The organism is Microbacterium sufflavum (assembly GCF_023091155.1).
GTDB lineage: Bacteria > Actinomycetota > Actinomycetes > Actinomycetales > Microbacteriaceae > Microbacterium > Microbacterium sufflavum.
The window spans coordinates 1,827,310-1,851,423 of record NZ_JAHWXK010000001.1 but is presented as its reverse complement, the minus strand read 5'-3'; the positions used below and the strand labels follow the sequence as shown (position 1 = coordinate 1,851,423).

Here is a 24,114-nt window from a genome sequence, read left to right as displayed (position 1 = left end):
CTCTTTGAAAAGTCCAGGTAGGCATCGGGTGCAGACCGGGGGATAGGAAAAAGTATCCACGACTAACTAATTCGCTGCAAGTTCCTCCCAGAATCGTCACACCCCCGTAACATCGGGCTCCGCCGGTAGGCTCGCGCCTATGCCACGCCGCGGACACGACGCCGATCGCCCGACCATCGCCCGCCACGCCCCGCAGCGCACGCGCAGCACCGCCGGACGGGTCTTCCGGCTCCTCGGCATCTCCCTCGCCGTCGTGCTGGTCTCCGTCATCGGCGTCGGCACGTTCCTGATCGTCGACCTGTTCGCCCGCATCGGCGACGACGCCGTGGTGCTGGAGGGAGCCCCCGAGGTCGACCCGCCCACCATCGGCGCCTATCCCGCCGACAAGTCCTTCAGCATCCTGATCGCCGGGACGGACGAGTGCGGAGAGCGCGCGACCGCGCTGTTCGCGGAGCGGTGCGAAGAGGCCGACGGACTCCGCCGCAACGACGTCACCCTCCTCGTGCACGTCTCGGCCGAGCCCCGCAACGTCACGGTCGTCTCGCTCCCCCGCGACCTCGGCGTCGAGGTGCCGGAGTGCACCCGGCCCGACGGCTCCGTCGCATCGGCCATGCAGAAGGCGCGCATGAACTCCCTGTTCGAGCACGCCGGGCTCTCGTGCGTCGCGAAGACCGTCAGCACGCTCGGCGACATCCCGATCGAGTTCGCCGCCGCCATCAGCTTCGACGGCGTGATGGCCGTGACCGACGCGATCGGCGGCGTCGAGGTGTGCATCGCGGGAGAGGGCATCCGCGACCGGCACACGGGCATCGACTGGCCCGCGGGCATGCGCACCGTGTCGGGCGTCGAGGCACTGCAGTTCATCCGCACCAGGCACGGCGTGGGCGACGAGAGCGACCTGGCACGCATCTCCAACCAGCAGCAGTACATGTCGCGCCTCGCGAAGAAGGTGCTCAGCGAGGAGACGCTCACCGATGTGCCGAAGGTGCTGCGCATCGCGAACGCCGTGGCCGACAACATCGACCCCAGCGAATCGCTCAACGACCCGCTCCGGCTCGCGCAGCTCGCGCTCGCCCTGAAGGACGTGAAGTTCAGCGACTTCGTCTTCGTGCAGTACCCCAACGTCGTCGACCCCGACGACGACGACCGCGTGGTGCCCAACGAGGCCGCGGCCGAACAGCTGTGGGCGGCCATCAAGTCCGGACAGCCGCTGCAGCTGACCGGCGACGTGGCGACCCGCCGCGGCGTGGAGCTCGTGACACCGGCGCCGGGCGAGACCGACGGCACCGCCGCGACCCCCGCGCCGGGCGAGACGCCCGACGCGCGGGCCACCCTGCCCCCGGACGTCTCCGGTCAGACGCTCGAGCAGGAGACGTGCGCGGTCGGCAACCAGCGCTGAGCGGTCGGCGCAGCGCGTAGGCTCGGAGCATGGGCCGGACGCGCGCGCGAGACACCGAGCACCCGCAGACCCGGCTCGATCACGGCGGCATCGCCCGCATCGTCCCCTCCGAGTTCACGAGCGGCTTCGAGCTCATCGTCGACGACACCCCGCAGTCGCACGTCGACCTCGACGACCCGACCCACCTGCACTTCGAGTACATCGTGCGGATGGGCGCCGTGATCGACCAGCTGCCCGCCGGTCCGCTCACCGCCGTGCACCTCGGTGCCGGCGCGCTCACGATCCCCCGCTACATCGAGGCCACGCGAACCGGCTCGCGCCAGCAGGTGATCGAGCTGGAGGCACCGCTCGTGCAGCTCGTCCGGGAGCACCTCCCCCTCCCGAAGGGCGCGGCCATCCGGCTGCGCATCGGCGACGCACGGGAGGGTGTGGGGCGCCTGCCCGCCGCACTGCACCACGCCTGCGACCTGGTGGTGTCGGACGTGTACTCCGGCGCGCAGACGCCCGCCCATCTCACGAGCGTCGAGTTCTACCGCGAGCTCTCCGGGCTGCTCGCCCCCGGTGGCGTGCTGCTGGTGAACGTCGCGGACGGACCGGGGCTCGCGTTCGCCCGGCGCCAGGCCGCGACCATCGCCGCCGTGCTGCCCGAGCTCGGCATCCTCGCCGACACGCAGGTGCTCAAGGGACGGCGATTCGGCAACCTCGTGCTCGCGGCATCCGCCGCGCCGCTGCCCACCGAGTGGCTGCCGCGACTGCTCGCGGCCGGGCCCCACCCCGCCAAGATCGCCCAGGGCGCGGAGGCGGAGGCGTTCCTCCAGGGAGCTCGCGTCGTGACGGACGCGGACGCCGTCGCGTCGCCCCGCCCTGACGCATCGCTGTTCCTGCGCTGACCAGGGCGCGCCGCCTTCGAGACCGCGCAGACGCCAGGCACACTGGACGGGGACGCGGCGGGGACGCATCAGAAGGAGAGCAATGAGTTTGATCCGGGGTTACGACCGGGAGACCCTCCGCGAACTGGTCGATCTCGACGAGTGCGCTGCCCGCCTGACCGAGATCGAGGAGCAGCGCTCCCTGCCCGCACTGCTCGAGCGCGTGTGGCTGCTGAAGGTGCTCGACCGTCTCGACGAGGCGCTCGTGCTCGCCGAGGAGACCGTGCGCCAGGCGCGGATGGCCGGAACCCGCCGGGACGTGCTGCGCGCCCGTGTGCTGCACGCCACGATCCTGCAGTACCGCGGCGCCCATGCGGCCGCCGAGCAGGAGCTGGCCACGTGCGCCTCCGAGGCCGAGGGGCAGCGCTGGCTGTCGATCGCCGCGTTCGCCTACCAGCACCACGGCAAGAACGCCTACGAGGCCGGCGACTTCGACACCGCGCGGGAGAGCTTCAAGCAGTCGCTGTTCCTGCGGCGCGAGTCGGGCGCGGCCGACAGCGAGCTGGAGACCGTGCTGCTGGCGATCGAGGCCGCCGAACGGCACCGACCGTCGCAGCTCATCGCGGGCTGAGCCGCAGCACCCCGATGTCCCCGCCGTGGATTACCCTGAGCCCATGGCGGAACTGACCCGAGTGCGCGTCTGGGGCGAGGCACTGATCCGGCTGCACCTCGACGACAGCTGGACGTTCGACTTCGACCATGCCAAGCGCCGTGCCGGGCAGTGCGACTACACGAACAAGCGCATCACGGTATCGCGCTACCTCGCCGCCCGCTTCGAGGACGACGAGATCCACCAGGTCCTGCTGCACGAGGTGGCCCATGCGCTCGCGGGTCACGCGGCGGCGCACGGCCCCGCCTGGAAACGCGTCGCCGCCGACCTCGGCTACGTCGGCGGCACCACCCACCACGGCGAGACCGCGGTCGAACTGGCGCCGTGGGTGGGGCACTGCCCCGCGGGGCACGTGACCTATCGCCACCGCCGCCCGACGCGGGCCACCTCGTGCGCCCGGTGCTCGCGCACGTTCGACTCCCGGCACCTGTTCGCCTGGACGCGCCGCGAGATCACCACGGACGCCCGACTCGCTGCGCAGCTGCCGCGCTGACGACGCCCGCGGCTCCAAGTCTCCGCGCAGTCGCCGTCCGCCGTGACCCGGCTCAGGCGGGATCGGGGTCGCGCGACTCCGGCGCCTCGGCGGGATCGTCCGCCGCCGACGCCTCCGGGGCACGCGTGGCCGCCGCACCCGGTTCCGGCACGGCCGCGGGGAACGCCGCCGCCGACGGGCGGGTCTGCGGCGCGGAGGCCGAGCCCCGGTCGGACGACGCGCGCAGACGCCGCACCAGCGCCGCGAGCCCGCGCCAGCCCACCAGGAACAGCCCCAGCACGATCGACGCGACCACGATGAAGGGCACCTCGGCCGTGTCGCCGCTCAGCACTCGCAACAGCATGCCGCCCGCGACCGTGACGACCCACACGACGGCACCCCACGCCAGCGACCACGGTCGCCGCGGTCGTGCCGGGAGCAGCAGCGCCACCGCGTATCCGACCAGCAGCGCGGCCAGGAAGGGCCAGGCGGTGAGGAGGAACCCGGCCGGGTCTTCTTGATGGGATGCCCGCCCGATCGCGGCGAAGACCAGGACGAGCACGGCGTCGACGATGAGAGCGGGGAGGTATCTCATGCCCCGACCCTACGCCGCGCCACCGTCATCGGCTCGCCGGCGCGGCGGACCGCCGTGTGACCGGTGGCACCGCGCGCTCAGGTGTGGCGGACGAACCGCCCCTCGCGCAGCACCGGCACCGCGTCGATCGCATCCAGTGCCGCAGCCTCGACGGGGGCGAGGGGGGTGAGCCCCGCAGCGGTCAGGCGCTCCGTGGCCGCGACGCCCGCCGCGAGCTCGCGCGCGGAGCCGGTGGCCCCCACCAGGTGCCGCAGCGCCCGCCGCAGCGCCCGGAAACCCTCGGCCGCGACGGCCGCATCGGGTGCCGTGTGGTCGATGCCGCGGTCGGTGAGCGCCGCCGCGATCGCTCCGGCCCCCAGCAGGTCCTCCGCGGCGAAGCGCAGCTCCCCTGCCTCGTCGAGCTCTCCCGCCGGGATGATCGCGACCGAGGTGCGGCCCTGACGACGCTCCTGCTCCGCCTGCACCGCTGCGGCCACGGCCCGGGCGTTGCGCAGCGAGCCGAGCAGCACCGTGGCCTCGGCCGGAGCAGCGGCCGCGACCGCCGCCCCGTTGCGCGACCACTCGAGCGCTCCGGCCAGCGGGACCTCGGCGCCCTCCGCGACAGCCTCCGCCACGACGGACGAGAACCGCAGCACGTCGACCACCACGATCACGTCGGACGGCGCGAGCCGCCGGAGCCCGGCGACCCCCCAGTCGAGGCGGACCTGATACGTGGACTGATCGAACGGCGACGGCACCCGTCCAGCCTAGGGGCGTCAGTCCGCGGCGAGCGCCTCGACCGGTGCCACGCGCGTCGCGAGGCGCGTGGGCGTCGCGGCCGCCACGAGCGTGAGGACCGCGGTCGCCGCGACGATGATCACGACCGGCAGCCACGGCACCTGCGGGGCGACGAGGCCGGCCGGGGTGAACTCCGGCAGCGTGGGCACCGAGCCGAGCAGCGACTGCGCCGCGATCCAGCCGTAGGCCACGCCGAGCACGAGCCCGGTGAGGGTCGCGGCGACCGTGATGTGCGTCGCCTCCAGCAGCACCAAGCGGCGCACCTGTCCGTTGGAGAGGCCGATCGACCGCAGCAGCCCCAGCTCACGCCGACGCTGCACGACCCCGATCGTGAGCAGGTTGACCAGGCCGACCGCGGCGATCACCGCCGACACCGCCACGAGCACCATCATGATGGCCGCGAAGGCGTCGAACGGCGCGAAGAACTCCGGCGGGATCTCCTCGGTGGTCTGGCTCATCATGAGGCGCTTGGCGGACTCGAGGGCCACGGCGAACATGGTCACGAGGGTCACGCCCATCACGACGCCGATCGCCATGCGCGACGAGCGCTCCGGGTAGCGGAGGGCGTTCTCGGCCGCGAGCCGTGCGGTCGCGCTCGATCCGAACAGGCGACCGACGAGCCGCAGCACGGGCGGCATGAACAGCACCGAACCGAGCGCGAGCCCGGTGAACGACAGGATGCCGCCGAAGAACGCCACGACCACGCCGAGCGGGGTCACGAGCCCGAGGATCACGCCGCCCGCGAGCAGCGCGGCACCCGAGATCAGCAGCACCCACGCCCCCACGTGGCGCCCCGTCCGGCCCGAGACCTCATCGTGCGTGCGCTCGACCGCTCCGCCGAGCGCCTGCAGCGGCGTGACAGCGAGCACGCGGCGCGACCCCACCCACGCGGCCGCCCACGTCGTGAGCGCGACGCCGATCGCCGGGAGTGCGAGCGCGGGCTGCGCGAGCGTGAAGTCCGTCGGGGCGTTGGCGACGAACCGTCCCCCGATCTCGACGGCCGCCGCGGAGAGCGCGAGACCGGCGAGGAGCCCGATGGCGGCACCGAGCAGACCCACCATGAGTCCCTGTCGTCCGACCTGTCCGCGCTGCGAGCGCGCCGTGGCACCGATCAGGCGCAGCAGGGCGATCTGACGGGTGCGGCCGGCGATGATGGTCGAGAACGTGTTGGCCGTGACGATCGCGGCGACGTACATGGCCACCGCGGTGAGCAGCACCGAGAGGATCGCGACGACGACGGCGAGGGTGCCGCTGTCGCCGATGAACGGGTCGGACTGGAGCACCGCGCCGATGTAGGCGGTGATCTCGACGAGGAAGACGCCGAAGGCGGCGGACAGCGCCGCGACCAGGATGCTCGCACCCATGCCGCGGTCGCGCAGCCAGCCCAGGCGAGGACCGGTCGCCCTGGTCTCCGGGACGACGGTCGCGACGGCGGTCATGCCGTCACCTCGGCGGCCAGCATGTACGCGGAGATCTGCTCGGCGGTCTGGCGGGGGTGGTCGGCGACGATGCGGCCGTCGCCCAGGTACAGCACCCGGTCGGCGTGGCTCGCGGCGATCGCGTCGTGCGTGACCATCGCGATGGACTGGCCGTGCTCGCGGCTCGCGGAGGCGAGCAGGCGCAGCACCTCCCGACCGGTCTTCGAGTCGAGGTTGCCGGTGGGCTCGTCGGCGAACACGAGGTCGGGGGCCGTGGCGAGCGCCCTGGCGATCGCGACCCGCTGCTGCTGGCCGCCCGACAGCTGGTGGGGACGGTGCGCGAGGCGCGGCCCGAGACCGAGGGTGTCGATGAGGCCGTCGATGCGGGCCCGCTCGATCGCGCTCGGCCGGCGACCGTCGAGCTCGAACGGCAGCAGGATGTTGCCGAGGGCGTCGAGCGTGGGCACCAGGTTGAACGCCTGGAAGATGAAGCCGACGCGGCGGCGCCGGAGCAGCGTGAGGTCGAGGTCGCTCAGCCCCGTGATCTCGGTGTCGCCGATCCACGCCCGGCCCTCGGTGGGGCTGTCGAGCCCGGCCATGATGTGCATGAGCGTGGACTTGCCGGAGCCGGACGGCCCCATGATCGCGGTGAACTGGCCGCGGCGGATGCCGACGCTCACGTCGTCGAGCGCGTGGACCGTGCCCTCACCGGAGCCGTAGGTCTTCTTCAGGTGCTGGACGCGGGCGGCGAGCCCGAGGTCGCTGGTCGTGATCTCCATGTCCTCGACGCTATTTCCGCCGTCCAGGGCACCGCGTCGCCCATCGGGAGCATCCCGATACATCGGAAGGATGATCTCGCGGAGGACGCGGTCGCGCTCAGGCCAGACCGTGCTCGAAAGCGAACACCACCAGCTGCACGCGGTCGCGCAGCGCCAGCTTCGTGAGGATCCGGCTGATGTGCGTCTTCACGGTCGCCTCGCTCAGGAACTCCCGCGCCGCGATCTCCGCGTTCGACAGACCCCGCGCGGCGAGCGCGAAGATCTCCCGCTCGCGCTCGGTCAGCTCGCCGTACTGCGGCGGGACGGGGCGGGGCGCCTCGGCGAAGTGCGCGAACAGCTCGCGGGTCGCCGACGCCGCGATCACGCTGGACCCCGCGTGCACCGTGCGGATCGCCGCGAGCAGGAACTCCGGATCGGCGTCTTTGAGGAGGAAGCCGCTCGCGCCCTGCCGGATCGCGCGGGCCGCGGCCTCGTCGAGGTCGAACGTGGTGAGCATCACGATCCGCGGAGGCTCCGGACGGGCGAGGATCTCCGCGGTCGCGGTCAGGCCGTCCATCACCGGCATCCGGATGTCCATCAGCACCACGTCGGGCCGCGTCGTGGCGACCACCGCGAGCGCCTCCCTGCCGTCGCCCGCCTCCCCCACGACCTCGAGGTCGGGCTGCGAGGCCACCAGCATGCGGATCCCGGCGCGGAACAGGGCCTGGTCGTCGACGAGCACGACTCTGATCACTGGGAGGCTCCGATCGGCAGGCTGCTCTGGACGACGAACTGCGCACCACGGCGCTCGGTGTGCAGACTACCGCCGACCAGCTGCGCGCGCTCCCGCATCCCGATCAGTCCGTGCCCGCCCGGTGCGGACGGCGGGGCGTCGGCCGCCACCGTGTTGCGCACCTGGATGTCCACGCGGTCGGGGAGCCAGGCCAGGTGCACGTCGACCGCCCCGTCGCCGTGCCGGATCGCGTTCGTCAGGGCCTCCTGCAGGATGCGGTAGACCGCGAGCTGGATCGCCCCCGGCGGCTCCCCCGGCGGCATCGGGTCGACCGTGACGCGCGGCTCGATACCTGCCTGGCGCACCTGCGCGAACAGCGTCTCCAGATCGGCGAGGGTGGGCTGCGGACCGTCGCCCTGGCGGTGCCGCAGCTGGGTGAGCAGCATCCGCACGTCGCTCAACGCACCGCGGGCCGTCTGGGCGATCGTGCCGAGGGCCTCGGTCGCCATCTCGGGCTTCACGGCCGCGGCGTACCGGGCCCCGTCGGCCTGCGCGATCACGACCGCGAGCGAGTGCGCCACGATGTCGTGCATGTCGCGGGCGATGCGCACGCGCTCCTGCTCCTCCGCCGCGAGCGCCTCGGCCTGCAGCTGCGCCGCCCTGGTGCGCCGCGACCGCAGCACCACGCGCCACAGCAGACCGCACACCCACGCGAAGCCGAGGGCCATGATGGATGCCGCGAGCAGCAGCGTGCCGCCCGTCACGAGCTCCCACCCGGTGCCGGTGCCGAACGCGACCCCGCTGACGAACACCATGTAGAGCGCCGCGATCACGCCGCCGACGATCACCGAGCCGAGGCCCCACCACAGCACGCGGCGCGACCCCCAGGCCGACGTGGCGTACAGCACCAGCAGGATCGCGAGGTCGATCGGCAGCGGCCCGAAGCCGGCGAGCATCTGGACGATCGCGCCGGCCCAGGCGCCCACGAGCGCCAGCCCGGGAGACAGCCGGCCGATCGCCACCGCGCCGAACATCAGGAGCCCGGCGACGACGACCGCCGCCACCGCGGCGCCCGCGACCGGCTCTCCGGTGACCGGCGGCGCGTAGAACACCACCGACATCGGAGTGAAGATGACGAACAGCAGCACCGCCCCGACGATGTCGAGGATGAGCGCCGTGCGGGAGAGCGGCCGGATCACTCCCCCACGCTACGCGAGCACGCCGGGCGAGACATCCGTCTGCCGATGTATCCGCCGCTCACGCCCGCGCGAGGATCTCGCCGTGCGGCACGAGGAACCAGCCGTCGCCGTCGCCCGCCCACCGCCGCCACGCCTCGCTGATGTCGCGCAGGTCGGCCGGGGTCGCCAAGCCCTCGTCCACGAGCTGCCGGGCGAGGGCGGACTCCAGGATGCGGTCGGCCCACATGCCGCCCCACCAGTCGCGCTCCTCCGGGGTCGCGTAGCACCACGTGGACGCGGTCGCGGTGACCTCGCCGAAGCCCGCCGCGCGGGCCCACGCCAGCAGCCGCCGCCCCGCGTCCGGCTCGCCCCCGTTCGCACGCGCGGCCCGGCGGTAGAGGTCGAGCCACCGGTCGAGCTCCGGCAGCACCGGGAACCACAGGAAGCCCGCGTAGTCGGCATCGCGCGCGGCGACGAGGCCGCCCGGCACGGTCACACGCCGCATCTCCCGTAGCGCCTGCACCGGATCGGCCACGTGCTGCAGCACCTGATGCGCGTGCACCACGTCGAACGTGTCGTCGGCGAAGCTCAGCGCGTGCACGTCCTCCACCGAGAAGGAGAGGTTGTCGAGGCCGCGCTGCGCCGCCAGCTCGCGCGAGAGCGACAGCGCCGACTCGTCGATCTCGGTCGCGGTGACGTGTGCGACCGCCCCGGCGAAGTCGACCGTGATGCTGCCGGGACCCGCCCCGACGTCGAGCAGTCGCGTCTGCGCGGTGAGGTGCGGGCGGAGGTACGCGGCCGAGTTGGCGATGTCGCGCACGTTGTGCGAGCGGAGGACGGATTCGTGGTGTCCGTGCGTGTACGTGGCCATGCGCCCCAGTCTGGCAGGACCGCGGGCGGGCGACGCCTCAGTGCAGTTCCGCGACCGACCGGCGGATCGCCTCGCGGTCGGGCTTCCCCGACGACAGCACCGCGAGCTCGTCGACCAGGACGAGACGCGAGGGACGGGCGTGCGCGCCGATCTCGGCCGCCACCGCCTCGCGCGCCTGCCCCAGCTGTTCCGCCTCGCTGCGCCGCAGCACCTCGCCCCGCGGCGCGACGATCACCGACGCCTCACCCCAGCGCTCGTCCGGCACCGGCACCACCACCGCCTCGTGCAGCCCCGGCACGCGCCGCACGATGCCCTCCACCCTGTCCAGCGAGATGTTGATCCCGCCCGACACGATCACGTTGTCCGCCCGGCCGTGCACGCGCACGACCCCGTCCTCCACGAGGCCGAGGTCGCCCGTGCGGTACCACCGGATGCCGTGCTCGTCGTGCAGGAAGGTGCGAGCCGTGAGCGAGCCGTCGCCCAGGTAGCCCTCCGCGAGCATGGGTCCGGCGATGCGGAGCTCGCCGTCGACCACCCGCACCGCGACCGTGTCGAGCGGCACGCCGTCGTACACGCAGCCGCCGCTGGTCTCGGTCGAGCCGTAGGTGCGCACGATCCGCACGCCCAGGTCGCCCGCGCGCTCCCTGAGCGGCTCCGGCAGCGCCTGCCCGCCCACGAGGATCGCCCGGTACGCCTGCAGTGCCGCGCGCACGGCGGTGTCCTCCGCCGCGTCGAGCAGCGTGGCGATCTGGGCGGGCACGAGCGAGGTGTACAGCTCGGGAACACCCGCCGCACCCGCCGGGCGCAGCATGGCCAGCGTCGCCTCGGCAAACGACACCGGGGAGAAGCGTCCCTCGATCTGCCGCGGCTCCGTCCCGGCGAGGAGCGAGCGCACCATGACCTGGAGTCCGGCGACGTAACCGGCCGGGAGCGCGAGCAGCCACCGCCCCTCGCCGATGCGCGCGGCCGTGGCCTCGGCGCTCGCCCGCAGCGCCTCCGCGCTCAGGGCCACGCGCTTGGGGATGCCGCTCGACCCCGAGGTCGCGATGACCGCCGCTATGCCGTCCGCCACGTGCTCCGGAGCGCCGCCCAGCATGCCGAAGCCGAGCGCCGGGCCGCCGTCGAGCGTCCGCTGGAGTGCGTCCCGCAGCTGTCCCGTGTCTTCCGCGTCGGTCGGGATCAGGGCGGTCATGCGTGCCTCCGGGATGTGCTCGGTCAGTAGTGCCAGGGGAAGGAGGACCAGTCGGGCGCGCGCTTCTCCAGGAACGAGTCGCGACCCTCGACCGCCTCGTCGGTGCCATAGGCGAGACGGGTGGCCTCTCCCGCGAACACCTGCTGGCCCACCAGCCCGTCGTCGACCGCATTGAACGCGAACTTCAGCATGCGGATCGCGGTGGGCGACTTGGTGAGCACGGTGCGCGCCATCTTCAGCGCCTCGCGCTCCAGCTCGGCGTGCGGCACCACACGGTTCACAGCGCCCGCCTCGTACGCCCGCTGCGCGGAGTACTCCTCGGCGAGGAAGAACACCTCGCGCGCGAACTTCTGCCCGGTCTGGCGCGCCATGTACGCGGAGCCGTAGCCGGCGTCGAAGCTCCCCACGTCGGCGTCGGTCTGCTTGAACCGCGCCTCTTCGGCCGACGCGATCGTGAGGTCGCACACGACGTGCAGCGAGTGTCCTCCGCCGGCCGCCCATCCGGGCACGACCGCGATGACCACCTTCGGCATGAAGCGGATCAGGCGCTGCACCTCCAGGATGTGCAGGCGCCCGACGGCCGCACGCGACTGCCCGTCGACCAGGGCGGTCTCGGAGTCGGAGTACTTGTAGCCGTCGCGGCCGCGGATGCGCTGGTCACCGCCGGAGCAGAACGCCCAGCCGCCGTCCTTCGGGCTCGGGCCGTTGCCGGTGAGGAGCACCGCGCCGATGCGGGCGTCCTGCCGGGCGATGTCGAGGGCGCGGTACAGCTCGTCGACCGTGTGCGGCCGGAACGCGTTGCGCACCTCGGGCCGGTCGAACGCGATGCGGGCGACACCGCCGTCGCGCGACACGTGCGCGGTGATGTCGGTGTAGTCCTCGGCGCCGGGCGCGAGCACCCATTCGGACGGGTCGAACAGGTCGGAGACGAAGGCATCGGTCACGTCTCCCAGCCTATTCCCCGCCTCCGAGCGACGCGGAGTGCACCCACCCGGTCCGGGTGGGTGCACTCCCTGGTCAACGCCCCTGTCGGCGTGCCTTGCGCCAGCCGTCGACGATGTCCCAGCCGACGCCCAGTGCGATGCCGAATCCGAGCAGCACGGCGAGGATGCGGAAGATCCCGCCCTCGTCGGCGGCCTCGGCGTCACCGGCGGCGAATCCGTCGCCGCCCGCCGCGACGATGTGCGCGAGGAAGTCCGGGTTCACCAGGTCGCCGGTGAGGAGCAGGGTCAGGGTCCAGGCGAGGAAGGCCACGGCGAGGACCGTGTTCACCACGGCGAGCGCGGTGCTCCACCCGCGGCGACGGTAGACGACGATCGCGAACACGGCCTCGGCGACGATGAGGAGGAACAGCACACCGATCCCCCACGGCCACAGACCGGGGTCGAGGATGGGCAGTGCCTCGCCGTCGACCACCACGAAGCCGCGGAACCGATCCCAGAGCAGGGCGCCCACCGCGAGCCCGAGGAACACGAGCGAGGCGATCAGCTCGTTGCGGCCGACGCCGTCGTCCGACGCCTCGGGCAGCTGGTCGACGTCCCACTTCATCCCGGCGTCGGTGCCCGACCGTTCCAGGATGACGAACACGAGCGTGGTCCAGAAGCAGACGTGCAGGATGGTGCCCCCGGTGGCCAGGACGGCGCTGGAGATCACCTCGCCGACCGGGGCTCCCGCGATCGTCTGTCCGAGCGCCACGCCGCCGAGCGCGCAGACCGGCACGATCATCAGCAGCAGCTTCAGCAGCCGCCACCAGGCGAGGTAGTACCGCGGGCCGATCAGGTGCAGCGGGCGGTCGGCGTATCCCGCGGCGAGGGCTCCGGGATCCCCCAGCGCCGTCAGCGCGGCGCGCTCGGCCTCCTGCGGGTCCTCCCCCAGGTCGATGCGGGCCTCGACGGCGTCGGCGATGGACGCCTCGAGCTCGGCACGCACGTCGCCCTGCGTCTCGGGCGGCAGACTGCGGATCGTCGCGCTGATGTAGCGCTCGGTGAGAGTGGCGGTCATGTCAGTTCTCCTCGGTGGTGAGGGAGGCGATCGCGGCGGTGAGCGCGCGCCATTCGTCGGTGAGGGTGTCGGCCAGGCGCATGCCGGCCTCCGAGGTGCGGTAGAACTTGCGCGGCCGTGCCTCGTCGGTGTTCCACTCGCTCGTGAGGTACTCCTGCTTCTCCAGCCGGCGGAGCAGGGGGTACAGCGTGTTCGCGTCGGTCGCGAAGCCGCGGCGCTCGAGCTCTTCCAGCAGCCCGTAGCCGTAGCCCGCCGTGCGGAGCAGCTGCAGGCAGGCCAGCACCACGGTGCCGCGGCGCAGTTCCTGCAGGTGCGTGTCGAGCGTCTCGTTCATGTCGATCACATTACTGTGCGTCACACACCATTGTCAATGGCACGTGTTCGTGCGGCGTACGCTCCGGGTCGTCGGCGCGTGGATCCGTCCCCGCGCGGCCCGTAGCGCAGAATGAGGGCATGATCCCTCCGCTCGCAGAACTGCTCGACACGGCCAGGGTCGTCGCCCTCCCGATGCACACCCGGTTCCGCGGCGTCGACACCCGCGAGGCGCTGCTGTTCGAGGGGCCGGAGGGGTGGGCCGAGTTCTCGCCGTTCGTGGAGTACGACGACGCCGAGGCCGCCACGTGGCTCGCCGCCGCGATCGACTACGCCTGGCGCGCGCAACCGGCCCCCGTGCGCGATCGCATCGGCGTGAACGCGACGGTGCCCGCGGTCGAGCCCGGCCGCGTGCCGGAGGTGCTCGCCCGCTTCCCCGGGTGCCGCACCGCGAAGGTCAAGGTCGCCGAGCCGGGACAGCTGCTGGCCGATGACGTCGCCCGGGTCCGCGCCGTCCGCGAGGCCATGGGACCGGAGGGGCGCGTCCGCATCGACGCCAACGGGCTGTGGAACGTGGACGAGGCCGAGCACGCGGTGCACGCCCTGGCGGAGTACGACCTGGAGTACGTCGAGCAGCCGTGCGCGACCGTGCCCGAGCTGGCCGAACTGCGCACCCGCGTGAAGTACATGGGCATCCCGGTGGCCGCCGACGAGAGCATCCGCAAGTCGGACGACCCCCTCGCCGTCGCCCGCGCCGGGGCCGCGGACATCGTCGTGATCAAGGCGCAGCCGCTGAGAGGCGTCACCCACGCGCTGCAGATCGTGACGGCAGCGGGACTCCCGGCGGTCGTGTCCAGCGCGCTCGACACCGCGGTCGGTCTGTCACAGGGCGCCGCGCTGGCGGCCGCGCTGCCCTCACTCGGCTTCGACTGCGGCCTCGGCACGGGCTCGCTGTTCCTCGACGACGTGGCGGACCTCCGCCCGGTCGACGGCGCGATCCCGGTCGGGCGCGTCACCCCGGACGCGGATGCACTCACGCGCCTGGCCGCGGCGGACGAGCGGCGCGAGTGGTGGCTGGCCCGCCTGGCCCGCTGCCACCACGAGCTCGCGACGCGGAACCCGGGCTAGGACTCGACGAGCAGTTCCACGAGGCGACCGAGCTCCTCGCCGCCGGAGTGGCGCAGCTCGGCGTCGTCGCGGCCGGCCATCGCTCCGCGCACGGTCATGCCCTCCCAGATGATCATGAGCATGCGCGCGGCGTCGGTCGCGGGCAGGCGCAGCCGCAGTGACCCGGCCTCGACGATGTCCTCCACGATCCGGGCGATGCTGCCGACCATCTCGCGCTCCTGCGCCAGATAGGCCTCACCGAACGCGGGATCGCGCAGCGCGCGGATGCGGATCTCGCTCATGAGCATCACGCCGAGCCGGTCGTCGCTGCCGAGCTCCATGATCTGCTGCACGAGGTCGGTCGGGTCGCACCCGTCGCCGAGCTCGCCCTCCGCGCGCATCTGCTCGACGCGCGTGCGCACCGCGGCCACGCGGGCATCGGCCACCCGCGCGGCGAGCATCAGGAACAGCTCGTCCTTGGAGTCGAAGTTGGAGTAGAACGCACCGCGCGTGAAGCCCGCGCGCTCGCAGACCGCCTCGACCGACGCCCCCTCCAGGCCCACCTCGGCGAACACCTGCGCCGCCGCGTCGAGCAGGCGCGCCCTCGTGTTCTCACGGCTGCGCGTGGCCGTTGCCGCCATGCGTTCCCTCCCGGTGCGGTTCGCCTCGTGTTCACACCCGGCACACAGAATCGCGATGCCGGATCACCTTACGATACATCTATGTATTGGATACACCTGTGTATCCAGCTCACCCCCACCGAGGAGAACCCGTGTCCACACTCCTGTCGTCCCTCGGACGCTGGTCGTTCCGGCACCCCTGGCGCGTGCTGGTCTCCTGGCTCCTCGCCCTCGGCATCGCCGGCGCGGGTGCCGTCGTGCTCGGTGCGGGCACGGACAACACGTTCTCCATCCCCGGCACGGAGTCGCAGGCGGGCCTCGAGCAGCTGTCCCGCTCCTTCCCGCAGGTGAGCGGCACCAACGCGCAGTTCATCGTGGTCGCCGCCGACGGCGACAGCATCGACGACGACGCGTACCGCGAGCCCATCGACGACGCCGTGTCCGCCCTCGGCGATCTCGACCAGGTGCTGGCGGCGACCTCGCCGTACGACGAGATGGTCGACGGCATGATCAACGACGACGACACCGCGGCGATCGTGCGCGTGCAGTTCGACGGCGAGTCCACCGACGTGTCCGACGAGACGAAGGACGCCCTGCGCGCCGTGGTCGCTGACCTCGGCGCCGAGCTGCCCGATGGCGCCCAGACGTCGCTCGGCGGCGACCTGTTCGCGATCTCCATCCCGGGCGTCACGCTCACCGAGGCCGTGGGGCTGCTGATCGCCCTGCTCGTGCTCATCGTCACGTTCCGCTCGTTCGTGGTCGCCGGGCTGCCGCTGCTCACCGCGATCCTCGGCGTCGGCATCTCCATGGCGGGCATCTTCACCGCGACCGCGTTCGCCACCGTCTCGTCCACCACGCCGCTGCTCGCGCTCATGCTCGGGCTCGCCGTCGGCATCGACTACGCGCTCTTCATCGTCGCGCGGCATCAGGATCAGGTGCGCGACGGCGTCGACCCCGAGGAGTCCACCGCGCGCGCCGTCGGCACCGCCGGTTCCGCCGTCGTGTTCGCCGGCGTCACCGTGCTCATCGCGCTGATCGGCCTCGGCTTCGCCGGGATCCCCTTCCTCACCACGATGGGCATCGCCGCCTCGGTCGCGGTCGCCGTGGCCGTCGCGATCGCCGTGACCCTCACGCCCGCCCTGCTCGGCTTCCTCGGCCACCGCGTCGCCGGGCGCCCGAAGAAGCCCCGGGCGAAGACGTCGCGGAAGACGAAGAAGGTCAGGGCGGCCACGGCCCGCGCGGCGTCGGAGGCCGCCGACGGCGCCGAGGCGCCCCCGGCCGAACCCCGCCCTCGGGGCAGCCGCCGCTGGGTCGCCGGCGTCACCCGACGCCCGATCCTCGTGTCCCTCGCGATCGTGCTCGGTCTCGGCGTCGTCGCCGTCCCGGCACTCAGCCTCGACCTCGCGCTGCCGAACGCGGGCGTGCTGCCGAAGGACTCCGAAGCGCGGCAGACCTACGACCTCGTGGGCGAGCAGTTCGGTCCCGGGTTCAACGGCCCGCTCATCCTCACCGGCACCATCGTCACCTCCACCGATCCGCTCGGTCTGATGGAGGACCTGGGCGACGCGGTCGCCGAGGTCCCGGGGGTCAAGGAGGTCGCGCTCGCCACCCCCAACGAGACCGCCGACACCGGCATCGTGCAGATCATCCCGGAGACGGCGCCCGACGACCCCGCCACCGCCGACCTCGTGCGCGAGCTGCGCAGCCACCACGACGAATGGCTCGACGAGTTCGGCATCGACCTGAAGGTCACCGGCTTCACGGCGGTCGGCATCGACATCTCCGACCAGCTCGGAGCCGCCCTGCTGCCGTTCGGCATCTTCGTGATCGGCCTGTCGCTCATCCTCCTCACGATCGTGTTCCGCTCGCTCTGGGTGCCGATCACCGCGGCCGCCGGTTACCTGCTGTCGATCGTGGCCGCGTTCGGCGTGGTGGGTGCCGTGTTCGAGTGGGGCTGGTTCGCCGACGCCCTGCACGTCGCGAAGGTCGGCCCCATCATCAGCTTCATGCCGATCATCCTGATGGGCGTGCTGTTCGGCCTCGCGATGGACTACCAGGTGTTCCTCGTCTCGCGCATGAGAGAGGACTTCGTGCACGACCCCGACGCGAAGGGCCCGGACCGGGCGACCCGTCGCGCGGCCGCGCTGCGCGCCGTGCGGAGCGGCTTCTCCGGCTCCGCGAAGGTCGTCACGGCCGCCGGACTCATCATGTTCGCGGTGTTCGTGGCGTTCGTGCCCGAGGGCGACTCGTCGCTCAAGCCCATCGCGCTCGGGCTCGCGGCCGGCATCGCGATCGACGCGTTCCTGGTGCGGATGACCCTGATCCCCGCCCTCATGGCGATCCTCGGCGAGCGCGCGTGGGAGATCCCGGCCTGGCTCGAGCGCATCCTGCCGAGCGTGGACATCGAGGGCGAGGCGGTGGAACGCGAACGACACCTCGCCGCGTGGCCCGGCGACGGCTCCGTCGTGGCAGCCGACGACCTCACGGTGGGCGGCGACATCGCCGCGCTCGACGGCCTGTCGCTGCGCCTCGCACCGGGGAGCGCGGTGGTGGCCACCGGGCTCGACGCCGCCACGCTGCGGGTGCTCGCCCTCACGATCGCCGGACGGGTGCCGCCGGGCGAGGGTCGCCTACGCGTGGCGGGGCACCTGCTCCCCGGTCGCGCCGCGTGGGTGCGTGCCCACGTCGGCTGCGTGCTCGTGGACGACCAGGACGCGACGGCCCCCGACCTCGCCGAGGCGCTGCGCGGACGCACCGAGCTCGTGGTGCTCGACGGCATCGACCGCCTCGACGGCGCCGCCCGGGATCAGCTCGCGGCCCGACTGCGCGACACCGCGGCCCGCCGCCCCCTCGCCGTGTTCGCCACCGCGGTCGACGCGACCGCGGCGCGCTCCCTCCTCGCGGACGCCGGATGGTCGTCCGCCGACACCCTGGACCTCCGCGACCCGCACCGGGCCGCCGCCGACACCACCGAGGTGACCGCATGACCCTCCCCCTCGAGCGCGCGCGCTCCCGCAAGCCCATCACGTGGCTGACGATCCTCGGCGTGCTGCTGCTGCCCGCCGCGATCGGCGGCATCCTCATGGCCGCGCTGTACAACCCCACGGAGCGGCTGGAATCGATGACCGCCGCGATCGTGAACCTCGACGAGCCGGTCGAGATCGACGGGCAGGTCACCCCGCTCGGACGACAGCTCGCCTCCGGGCTGGTCGAGGGCTCCGACGACCTCGACTCGAACCTCACGTGGGTCATCTCGAACGAGGAGGATGCGGCCGACGGGCTCGCGGACGGCTCGTACCAGGCCGTCATCACGATCCCCGAGGACTTCTCGGCCGCCGCGACCTCGGGCGGGCAGGCCGTGGCGGACGGCGGCGGCGACGCGGAGCAGGCGACGATCCGCGTCACCACCCCCGACGACGGTCTCGTCGCCGACGACCTCATCACGAGCCAGATCGCGAACGTCGCCGCGTCGACCCTCGGCACCATGCTGTCGGAGGCCACCACCGAGAACATCCTCGTGGGCTTCACCACGATCGGCGACCAGATCGGCGACGCCGCCGACGGCGCACTCCAGCTCGCGACGGGCGCCCGCGACGCCGCCACCGGGGCGGCGGAGATCCCCGACGGCGCGACACAGCTCGCCTCCGGGGCTGCACAGCTCGGCACCGGCGCCTCCTCGCTCGCGTCGGGGCTCGACACGATCGCGGGCAAGACGCGCGAGGCCGCGGCCGGCGCGGGGCAGATCGGCAGCGGACTCACCGCAGGTGCCGCGCAGCTCCAGGCCAGTGTCGCCCCGACGCAGCAGCTCGTCGGCGGGATCCAGTCCGCCGCCGGGTCGGCGCAGACGGCCGGCACCGACGCAGCGGCGCTCGCCCAGAGCCTCGGCGCCCTCGCGGCGAGCGCGTGCACGCCGCCCGTGACCGACCAGGCGCAGTGCGACCAGCTCACCGCGCTCGCGACCCAGGCCGGGTCGGTGGCGCGGTCGGCGGGCACCGCGGCGGGCATCCTCACCAGCCCGGAGGTGTCGGGCGGCGTGGCGGCGCTCCCCGGCACCCTCGGCACCCTCGCATCGAGCATGGGGCAGGCCGGGGCCGGGGCGACCCAGCTCGCGGACGGCCTGACCCAGCTCGCCAGCGAGGGCATCGGCCCCTCGGCGGCCGGGGCACGGGCTCTGGCGACCGGCGCGACCCAGCTCACGGACGGCGCGAACCAGCTCGCGGAGGGTTCCACCGAGCTCGTCGCCGGCCTCGACACGCTCGCCACGGGCACAGGCGATCTCGCGGGCGGCCTGCGCACCGCGGCCGACTCGCTCCCCTCGTTCAGCGACGACGAGTCCACCTCGCTCGCGTCGGTGATCGCCGACCCGGTCGCGGCGGACGCCCCAGAGAACGCGATCTTCGGCCCGACCGCGATCCCGCTGCTCACCGCGGTCGTGCTGTGGTTCGGCGGCCTGGCGTCGTTCCTGGTGCTGCGCGCCCACACCGCCCGCACCCTCACCTCCCGCCGCTCCTCCGCGGCCCTGGCCCTGCGCGGGTTCTGGCCCGCCGTGGCCATCGGCGCCGCGCAGGGCCTGCTGGTGTCGCTCATCGTGCAGACCGTGGCGAGCTACGACGCCGCCCAGTGGTGGGCCTTCGCCGGCACGGCCGTGCTCGCCGGGGTCGCGTTCGCCGCCGTGAACCAGGCGCTCGTGGCCGTGTTCGGCGGGATCGGGCGCTGGATCGCCGCGCTCGTGGGCGTGCTCGCGGTCGCGACCGGCCTCATCTCGACCGTGCCCGACTGGCTCGCCGCGATCGGTGCCGCCCTGCCGACGGCTCCCGCGTTCACGGGCCTGATCTCCGCGAGCGGCCCGGCGGTGGCCGCGCTCATCGTGTGGGGCGTGCTGTCGCTCGTCGCCACGACCGTGGTGGTCGCGGTCCGCCGCACCACCACGGCGACCGCGGTCCTCGCCCCCGCCTGACTCCCCTAGGCTCCTGCCATGCGTCGACCGTTCATGGACACCCCCGAACAGCTCGCCGGCCTGGAAGGGCAGCAGTACGTCGTGCTGCGCCCCACCGCCGCGGTCGCCGAGACCTATCGGAACGTCCAGGACGCGTCACTCGCTCGCCTCGGCGCCCCGATCCGGCGCCCGCACACCGGTCACGTCACTCTGCGTGGATTCGCCGAGCCCGATCGGCGCGAAGAGCTCGCCGCGCTGATCCGCACCTGGGCCGCGCAGCAGACCCCGATCGAGGTCAGAGCCGAGGCCACGGACGAGTTCTCCGCACCATGGCAGATCCTGATCGTGCGTCTCGCCCGCACCGCGTCACTCGTCTCGGCGTACTCGACCCTGACGACCGCGCTGGACGAGACGGACTTCCGCCGGCTGGGCGAGCTGCCGCTGGAGGACTGGACCTTCCACCTTTCGGTGATCTACGGCAAGACTCTCGACCCGGCCGAGTGGAGACGATTCGCCGAGGCCGAGTCCCGCGCCTTCGAGCCCGCTGTCACCGAGACCATCACCGAGGCCGAACTGGTCTGGTACGAGCACGGCACCGAGCACGCCGAGGTCCTGCCGCTCGGCGGCTGAGACCTGGCGTTGCCCGGGGGCAGCGGATCAGCTCAGGCCGGAGTAGGCGTGCAGGCCCTTGAAGAACACGTTGACGATCGTGAAGTTGAAGATCACCGCGGTGAAGCCGACGATCGACAGCCACGCCGAGGGGTTGCCGCGCCACCCGCGCGTCGCCCGCGCGTGGATGTAGCCCGCGTAGAGCACCCAGATCACGAACGTCCAGGTCTCCTTCACGTCGAAGCCCCAGAAGCGGCTCCACGCGTAGTACGCCCAGATCGACCCGGCGATGAGGGTGAACGTCCACAGGATGAAGCCGATGATCGAGAACATGTACGCCAGGCTCTCCAGGCGCTCCGCGGTCGGGAACGTGCGCAGGAAGCCCGGTCCCGTCTTGGCGGCGCCCTCGCCGAGCAGACGCTCGCGGCGGGACTGCATCAGCTGGATCACCGACAGCGCGAACGCCAGCGCGAAGAACGCGGTCGCCAGCGACGCCACGAACACGTGGATGATGAGCCACACGCTCTTGAGCGGGTCCATCAGCGGCGAGACCTCGACGTAGAAGTTCGTCGCCCCCAGCCCGAGGAGCACCACCACGAGCCCCGTGATGAACGTGCCGAGGAAGCGCAGATCGAGGCGCGTGAGCACCACGAGGTACACCGCGATGATGAGCAGCGTGCCGACCATCGCGAACTCGTACAGGTTGGCCCACGGCACCCGGCCGGCGGCGATGCTGCGGGTCACGGTGGCCGCGAGGTGGAACACGAACCCGAGCACCGTGAGCGACGTGCCGATGCGCGCCATCACGAAGCGCTGCGGGGCAGCGGTCGCGGCCGGGGCCCCGGTCGCGGGGGATGCCGCGCCACGGACGCCGCCCGCCGCCACCAGTTCGCCCTCCCGCACGGAGACGGCGTCGGCGGAGGCCTGGGAGCGGCGCGCGAGATCGAAGGCGTACGCCACGAAGGCGGCCGCATAGATCGCGATCGCGGTCCACAGCAGGACAGGCGAGATCACGGTGAGCTCGAGCATGGTGTCAGTCTACTTTCGTGGTGTCGGCGGCCGGGGGTGCGGTTTCCGCGGACGCGGTCTCGGCCTCCGCGTCGTCGGGGGTGCGGGCGACGGTGCCGCCCGCGGCGTCGAGCAGTCGGGCGTGACCGTCGCGGATGTCGTCCACGGCCCGCGCGAGCGTCGGGTCCTCGCCGCGGGCGAGCGCCGCGTACTCCAGCTCCACCGCGCCGTCGGCGGCCGTGGCCTTGACCCACACGCGCCGTCGCGGCACGAACAGCGCGAGCATGAGCCCGGCCAGCGCGAGGATGGCGAAGCCCAGCACGAACACGCCGGATTCGTCGCGGTGGATCTGCAGGGAGGCGAAGCGCTTCACCGACTGGGAGGCATCGGTCGCGCCCTCCGGCGACTCGTCCTCGAAGGTGACCGAGCCGAGCCCGTTCGGCAGCTCCGCGGTCTCGCCCGGCGCGAGCTCGATCGACTCGACGTCGGTCGAGCGCCCCGTGAGCTTGGTCATGTCGGACGTGTCGAGCACGTACACCGAGCGCGGCACCCCGTCGTTGATGCCGAGGTCGCCCGTGTATACGTCGAGCGTGAGGGTGGGGTTGGTCAGGTCGGGGTAGCCGGAGAAGAACGCACCGGAGTCGAGCACACCCGTCGTCGGGTAGAAGAAGCCGACGAGGCCCACCTGCTCGGCGAGGCCGTCCGGCACCTTGAGCACCCCGAGCGAGGTCATGTTCGTGTCCTGCGGGAGGAACGGGGTGCTGCCCGTGAACACGACCGTGCCCTCGGGGTCGCGCACGGTGACGGTCGGCGCATAGCCGTTGCCGAGCAGGAACACGTCGTCGTCGGCGACGCCCAGCGGCTCGTTCACCTTGACGGAGCCCTCGCGCTCCTCGCCGTTCTCGAGGATGGTCATGTTGGCCGAGAAGTTCCCCGCCTGACCCGAGCCGGGCTCGCCGAACGGCTGGTACGTCACGTCGAACGAGTCGAGGCGCATCGAGTACGGCGCGAACGCGTCGTCGGTCACGAAGCGGCCGCGGTTCATGGAGTCGTAGTCGAGCAGGGTGTTCGCGAACGTCTCCCCCTCCACCAGCACCCGCTGCCCGGTGTACGCGAAACCGCCGCCGACGCCGATCGTCACGAGCACGCCGACCAGAGCCAGGTGGAACAGCAGGTTCCCGGTCTCGCGCCAGTACCCGCGCTCGGCCGACACCGAGAACGTGCGGCCGCGGTCGTAGCGCTCCACGCGGTAGCCGAGCGCCTTGAGCTGCGTCGTCGCGACATCGATCGCGGCGGCCGCCTCCGCCTCCGCGTCACCGGTGCCCGTGCCGGAGCCGGCGACCGGGTCGCGCGTGACCGACCGGTGGTCCTCCAGGCGCTGGAGCCGGGCGGGAGTCCGCGGCGGACGCGCACGCAGCGCCTTCGCGTGGTGCTTGATGCGCGGGATCACGCAGCCCACGAGCGACGTGAACAGCAGCAGGTAGATGGCGGAGAACCACGGCGACAGGTAGACGTCGAACAGCTTCAGGCCGTCGAGGATCGGGAACAGGTCGGGGTTGTCGCGTTCCCACTGCGTGACGCCGTTCGGGTCGGCCATGCGCTGGGGGAAGATCGAGCCGGGAATGGCGGCGATCGCGAGCACGAGCAGCAGGATCAGCGCGGTGCGCATCGACGTCAGCTGACGCCAGCCCCACCGCAGCCAGCCGACGACCCCGAGCCGCGGCTGGGTGATCGAGTCGTCGCCGTCGACGTGGTCGGACGGACGGAGCGGATCGCTGGAGTCGCTGTTCACGGCACCCTTGTTCTTCGTGGTGGTGTGCTCTGCGCGGTCAGAGCGGGAGGATGACACTGCCGATCACCGCCGTCAGCCGTGACATGATGTCGGTCCACAGCCCGGTGACCATCAGCACACCGAGCAGGATGAGCATGACGCCGCCCACGATGTTCACGATGCGCACGTGGCGGCGCAGGAAGCCGATCGCCCTGGTCGCCCAGCCGAAGCCGAGGGCGACCAGCAGGAACGGGATGCCGAGGCCGAGGGAGTACGCCAGGCCGAGGAAGCCGGCGCGCACCGGGTCGCCGGCGTTGAACGACAGCGCCAGGATCGCGGCGAGCGTCGGCCCCATGCACGGCGCCCAGCCGATGCCGAGCGCGACACCCAGCAGCGGGGCCCCGATGATCCCGGCCTTGGAGTCGACGTGGAAGCGGAACTCGCGCTGCGCGAAGCCGAACAGGCCGAGGAACACCAGCCCCATCGCGATGATCACGACGCCGAGGATGCGCGTGATGAGGTCGCCCCAGCGCAGCAGGAACGCGCCCGCCGTGCCGCCGAGCACCGTGAAGAGGATGAACACGACCGTGAAGCCGAGGATGAACAGCAGCACGCCCAGCACGAGGCGACTGCGGGTCGCGGTCTGCGTCGTGCCGTCGTCCGAGCCCCGCGGGGCGACCGCTCCGCCCAGGAATCCGAGGTAGCCGGGGACGAGCGGGAGCACGCACGGCGACACGAACGACACGAGCCCGGCGAGCATCGCCACGGGCAGCGCGAGCCAGAGGGCGCCGGAGCCGATGATGACGTCGGGGTTCACG

At 72.5% G+C, this 24,114-nt stretch carries 23 protein-coding genes; 8 read left to right on the top strand and 15 right to left on the bottom strand.

Features of this window, described 5'->3' with window-relative positions; all coding sequences use genetic code 11:
- Nucleotides 1-139 precede the first annotated feature (139 nt).
- The 4 genes from KZC56_RS09040 to KZC56_RS09025 all read left to right on the top strand — a co-directional run bounded on the left by KZC56_RS09040 (nucleotide 140) and on the right by KZC56_RS09025 (nucleotide 3,431).
- Nucleotides 140-1,399, top strand: coding sequence for an LCP family protein (locus KZC56_RS09040; RefSeq protein WP_136032283.1), 1,260 nt, complete (start codon nucleotides 140-142; stop codon nucleotides 1,397-1,399).
- Between the two features lie 29 nt (nucleotides 1,400-1,428).
- Nucleotides 1,429-2,289: a spermidine synthase gene (locus KZC56_RS09035; RefSeq protein ID WP_247638391.1), complete on the top strand. Its 861-nt coding sequence runs from the start codon at nucleotides 1,429-1,431 to the stop codon at nucleotides 2,287-2,289.
- A gap of 82 nt (nucleotides 2,290-2,371) precedes the next feature.
- Nucleotides 2,372-2,899, top strand: coding sequence for a hypothetical protein (locus tag KZC56_RS09030; protein ID WP_136032279.1), 528 nt, complete (start codon nucleotides 2,372-2,374; stop codon nucleotides 2,897-2,899).
- A gap of 43 nt (nucleotides 2,900-2,942) precedes the next feature.
- Nucleotides 2,943-3,431: a SprT-like domain-containing protein gene (locus KZC56_RS09025; protein WP_136032277.1), complete on the top strand. Its 489-nt coding sequence runs from the start codon at nucleotides 2,943-2,945 to the stop codon at nucleotides 3,429-3,431.
- 52 nt (nucleotides 3,432-3,483) lie between these two features.
- Here KZC56_RS09025 and KZC56_RS09020 read toward each other — a convergent pair whose 3' ends face one another.
- The 11 genes from KZC56_RS09020 to KZC56_RS08970 form a co-directional block, all read right to left on the bottom strand.
- Entirely contained in the window at nucleotides 3,484-4,005 is a 522-nt protein-coding gene (locus KZC56_RS09020; protein ID WP_206251722.1) for a DUF3054 domain-containing protein, read from the bottom strand.
- A 77-nt stretch (nucleotides 4,006-4,082) separates the two neighbouring features.
- A complete protein-coding gene (locus KZC56_RS09015) occupies nucleotides 4,083-4,742 on the bottom strand; it encodes a 2-phosphosulfolactate phosphatase (RefSeq protein ID WP_206251723.1) in 660 nt (219 codons plus the stop codon).
- An 18-nt stretch (nucleotides 4,743-4,760) separates the two neighbouring features.
- The gene (locus KZC56_RS09010; RefSeq protein ID WP_247638390.1) at nucleotides 4,761-6,221 is read right to left on the bottom strand and encodes an ABC transporter permease; all 1,461 of its coding nucleotides are present in this window, start codon (nucleotides 6,219-6,221) and stop codon (nucleotides 4,761-4,763) included.
- Complete coding sequence (locus KZC56_RS09005; RefSeq protein WP_247638389.1) at nucleotides 6,218-6,979, bottom strand: ABC transporter ATP-binding protein; 762 nt, start codon at nucleotides 6,977-6,979, stop codon at nucleotides 6,218-6,220. Before KZC56_RS09005 ends, KZC56_RS09010 begins: the two co-directional genes overlap by 4 nt.
- A 97-nt stretch (nucleotides 6,980-7,076) precedes the next feature.
- Nucleotides 7,077-7,712: a response regulator gene (locus KZC56_RS09000; RefSeq protein ID WP_136029771.1), complete on the bottom strand. Its 636-nt coding sequence runs from the start codon at nucleotides 7,710-7,712 to the stop codon at nucleotides 7,077-7,079.
- Nucleotides 7,709-8,890 (bottom strand): sensor histidine kinase, encoded by a 1,182-nt coding sequence (locus tag KZC56_RS08995; RefSeq protein WP_136037167.1) that lies wholly within the window; start codon nucleotides 8,888-8,890, stop codon nucleotides 7,709-7,711. The genes KZC56_RS09000 and KZC56_RS08995 overlap by 4 nt, the downstream gene beginning before the upstream one ends.
- A gap of 58 nt (nucleotides 8,891-8,948) precedes the next feature.
- Entirely contained in the window at nucleotides 8,949-9,740 is a 792-nt protein-coding gene (locus KZC56_RS08990; RefSeq protein ID WP_247638388.1) for a class I SAM-dependent methyltransferase, read from the bottom strand.
- Between the two features lie 37 nt (nucleotides 9,741-9,777).
- Entirely contained in the window at nucleotides 9,778-10,932 is a 1,155-nt protein-coding gene (locus tag KZC56_RS08985; protein WP_247638387.1) for an AMP-binding protein, read from the bottom strand.
- A gap of 23 nt (nucleotides 10,933-10,955) precedes the next feature.
- Complete coding sequence (locus KZC56_RS08980; RefSeq protein ID WP_136029765.1) at nucleotides 10,956-11,876, bottom strand: 1,4-dihydroxy-2-naphthoyl-CoA synthase; 921 nt, start codon at nucleotides 11,874-11,876, stop codon at nucleotides 10,956-10,958.
- Between the two features lie 73 nt (nucleotides 11,877-11,949).
- Nucleotides 11,950-12,933, bottom strand: coding sequence for a permease prefix domain 1-containing protein (locus KZC56_RS08975; protein ID WP_136029764.1), 984 nt, complete (start codon nucleotides 12,931-12,933; stop codon nucleotides 11,950-11,952).
- Between the two features lies 1 nt (nucleotide 12,934).
- Nucleotides 12,935-13,267, bottom strand: coding sequence for a PadR family transcriptional regulator (locus KZC56_RS08970; protein WP_136029762.1), 333 nt, complete (start codon nucleotides 13,265-13,267; stop codon nucleotides 12,935-12,937).
- A gap of 119 nt (nucleotides 13,268-13,386) precedes the next feature.
- On the opposite strand from KZC56_RS08970, the gene KZC56_RS08965 reads away from it, so the two are divergent.
- Nucleotides 13,387-14,373: an o-succinylbenzoate synthase gene (locus KZC56_RS08965; protein WP_136029758.1), complete on the top strand. Its 987-nt coding sequence runs from the start codon at nucleotides 13,387-13,389 to the stop codon at nucleotides 14,371-14,373.
- Here KZC56_RS08965 and KZC56_RS08960 read toward each other — a convergent pair.
- The gene (locus tag KZC56_RS08960) at nucleotides 14,370-14,993 is read right to left on the bottom strand and encodes a TetR/AcrR family transcriptional regulator (RefSeq protein WP_136029756.1); all 624 of its coding nucleotides are present in this window, start codon (nucleotides 14,991-14,993) and stop codon (nucleotides 14,370-14,372) included. The genes KZC56_RS08965 and KZC56_RS08960 overlap by 4 nt on opposite strands.
- Before the next feature lie 131 nt (nucleotides 14,994-15,124).
- Here KZC56_RS08960 and KZC56_RS08955 point away from each other — a divergent pair, with 131 nt between their 5' ends.
- Genes KZC56_RS08955 through KZC56_RS08945 form a run of 3 tightly spaced genes read left to right on the top strand, consistent with a single transcriptional unit; the run spans nucleotide 15,125 to nucleotide 20,538 of the window.
- A complete protein-coding gene (locus KZC56_RS08955; protein WP_247638386.1) occupies nucleotides 15,125-17,959 on the top strand; it encodes an efflux RND transporter permease subunit in 2,835 nt (944 codons plus the stop codon).
- Nucleotides 17,956-19,929, top strand: coding sequence for a YhgE/Pip family protein (locus KZC56_RS08950; protein WP_247638385.1), 1,974 nt, complete (start codon nucleotides 17,956-17,958; stop codon nucleotides 19,927-19,929). The genes KZC56_RS08955 and KZC56_RS08950 overlap by 4 nt, the downstream gene beginning before the upstream one ends.
- Nucleotides 19,930-19,947: 18 nt before the next feature.
- Nucleotides 19,948-20,538 carry a 2'-5' RNA ligase family protein gene (locus KZC56_RS08945; protein ID WP_247638384.1) on the top strand — a complete coding sequence of 197 codons (591 nt, stop codon included), beginning with the start codon at nucleotides 19,948-19,950 and terminating at the stop codon, nucleotides 20,536-20,538.
- A gap of 27 nt (nucleotides 20,539-20,565) precedes the next feature.
- Here the strand turns inward: KZC56_RS08945 and ccsB are convergent, their stop codons facing one another.
- Genes ccsB through KZC56_RS08930 form a run of 3 tightly spaced genes read right to left on the bottom strand, consistent with a single transcriptional unit; the run spans nucleotide 20,566 to nucleotide 24,113 of the window.
- On the bottom strand, nucleotides 20,566-21,546 hold the full coding sequence (ccsB, locus tag KZC56_RS08940) for a c-type cytochrome biogenesis protein CcsB (RefSeq protein WP_136029750.1): 981 nt from the start codon (nucleotides 21,544-21,546) through the stop codon (nucleotides 20,566-20,568).
- Between the two features lie 4 nt (nucleotides 21,547-21,550).
- Nucleotides 21,551-23,317 (bottom strand): cytochrome c biogenesis protein ResB, encoded by a 1,767-nt coding sequence (resB, locus tag KZC56_RS08935; protein WP_136029748.1) that lies wholly within the window; start codon nucleotides 23,315-23,317, stop codon nucleotides 21,551-21,553.
- 37 nt (nucleotides 23,318-23,354) lie between these two features.
- The gene (locus KZC56_RS08930; protein ID WP_247638383.1) at nucleotides 23,355-24,113 is read right to left on the bottom strand and encodes a cytochrome c biogenesis CcdA family protein; all 759 of its coding nucleotides are present in this window, start codon (nucleotides 24,111-24,113) and stop codon (nucleotides 23,355-23,357) included.
- Nucleotide 24,114 lies beyond the last annotated feature (1 nt).

What these genes read in the sequence shown, in the direction of transcription:
- KZC56_RS08990 (WP_247638388.1), bottom strand. Translation starts at nt 9,740, where the DNA reads ATGGCCACGTACACGCACGGACACCACGAATCCGTCCTCCGCTCGCAC.
- KZC56_RS09030 (WP_136032279.1), top strand. Translation starts at nt 2,372, where the DNA reads ATGAGTTTGATCCGGGGTTACGACCGGGAGACCCTCCGCGAACTGGTC.
- KZC56_RS08985 (WP_247638387.1), bottom strand. Translation starts at nt 10,932, where the DNA reads ATGACCGCCCTGATCCCGACCGACGCGGAAGACACGGGACAGCTGCGG.
- KZC56_RS09040 (WP_136032283.1), top strand. Translation starts at nt 140, where the DNA reads ATGCCACGCCGCGGACACGACGCCGATCGCCCGACCATCGCCCGCCAC.
- KZC56_RS09025 (WP_136032277.1), top strand. Translation starts at nt 2,943, where the DNA reads ATGGCGGAACTGACCCGAGTGCGCGTCTGGGGCGAGGCACTGATCCGG.
- KZC56_RS09005 (WP_247638389.1), bottom strand. Translation starts at nt 6,979, where the DNA reads ATGGAGATCACGACCAGCGACCTCGGGCTCGCCGCCCGCGTCCAGCAC.
- KZC56_RS08970 (WP_136029762.1), bottom strand. Translation starts at nt 13,267, where the DNA reads ATGAACGAGACGCTCGACACGCACCTGCAGGAACTGCGCCGCGGCACC.
- KZC56_RS08945 (WP_247638384.1), top strand. Translation starts at nt 19,948, where the DNA reads ATGCGTCGACCGTTCATGGACACCCCCGAACAGCTCGCCGGCCTGGAA.
- ccsB (WP_136029750.1), bottom strand. Translation starts at nt 21,546, where the DNA reads ATGCTCGAGCTCACCGTGATCTCGCCTGTCCTGCTGTGGACCGCGATC.
- KZC56_RS09010 (WP_247638390.1), bottom strand. Translation starts at nt 6,221, where the DNA reads ATGACCGCCGTCGCGACCGTCGTCCCGGAGACCAGGGCGACCGGTCCT.
- KZC56_RS08965 (WP_136029758.1), top strand. Translation starts at nt 13,387, where the DNA reads ATGATCCCTCCGCTCGCAGAACTGCTCGACACGGCCAGGGTCGTCGCC.
- KZC56_RS09020 (WP_206251722.1), bottom strand. Translation starts at nt 4,005, where the DNA reads ATGAGATACCTCCCCGCTCTCATCGTCGACGCCGTGCTCGTCCTGGTC.
- KZC56_RS08960 (WP_136029756.1), bottom strand. Translation starts at nt 14,993, where the DNA reads ATGGCGGCAACGGCCACGCGCAGCCGTGAGAACACGAGGGCGCGCCTG.
- KZC56_RS08975 (WP_136029764.1), bottom strand. Translation starts at nt 12,933, where the DNA reads ATGACCGCCACTCTCACCGAGCGCTACATCAGCGCGACGATCCGCAGT.
- KZC56_RS08950 (WP_247638385.1), top strand. Translation starts at nt 17,956, where the DNA reads ATGACCCTCCCCCTCGAGCGCGCGCGCTCCCGCAAGCCCATCACGTGG.
- KZC56_RS09035 (WP_247638391.1), top strand. Translation starts at nt 1,429, where the DNA reads ATGGGCCGGACGCGCGCGCGAGACACCGAGCACCCGCAGACCCGGCTC.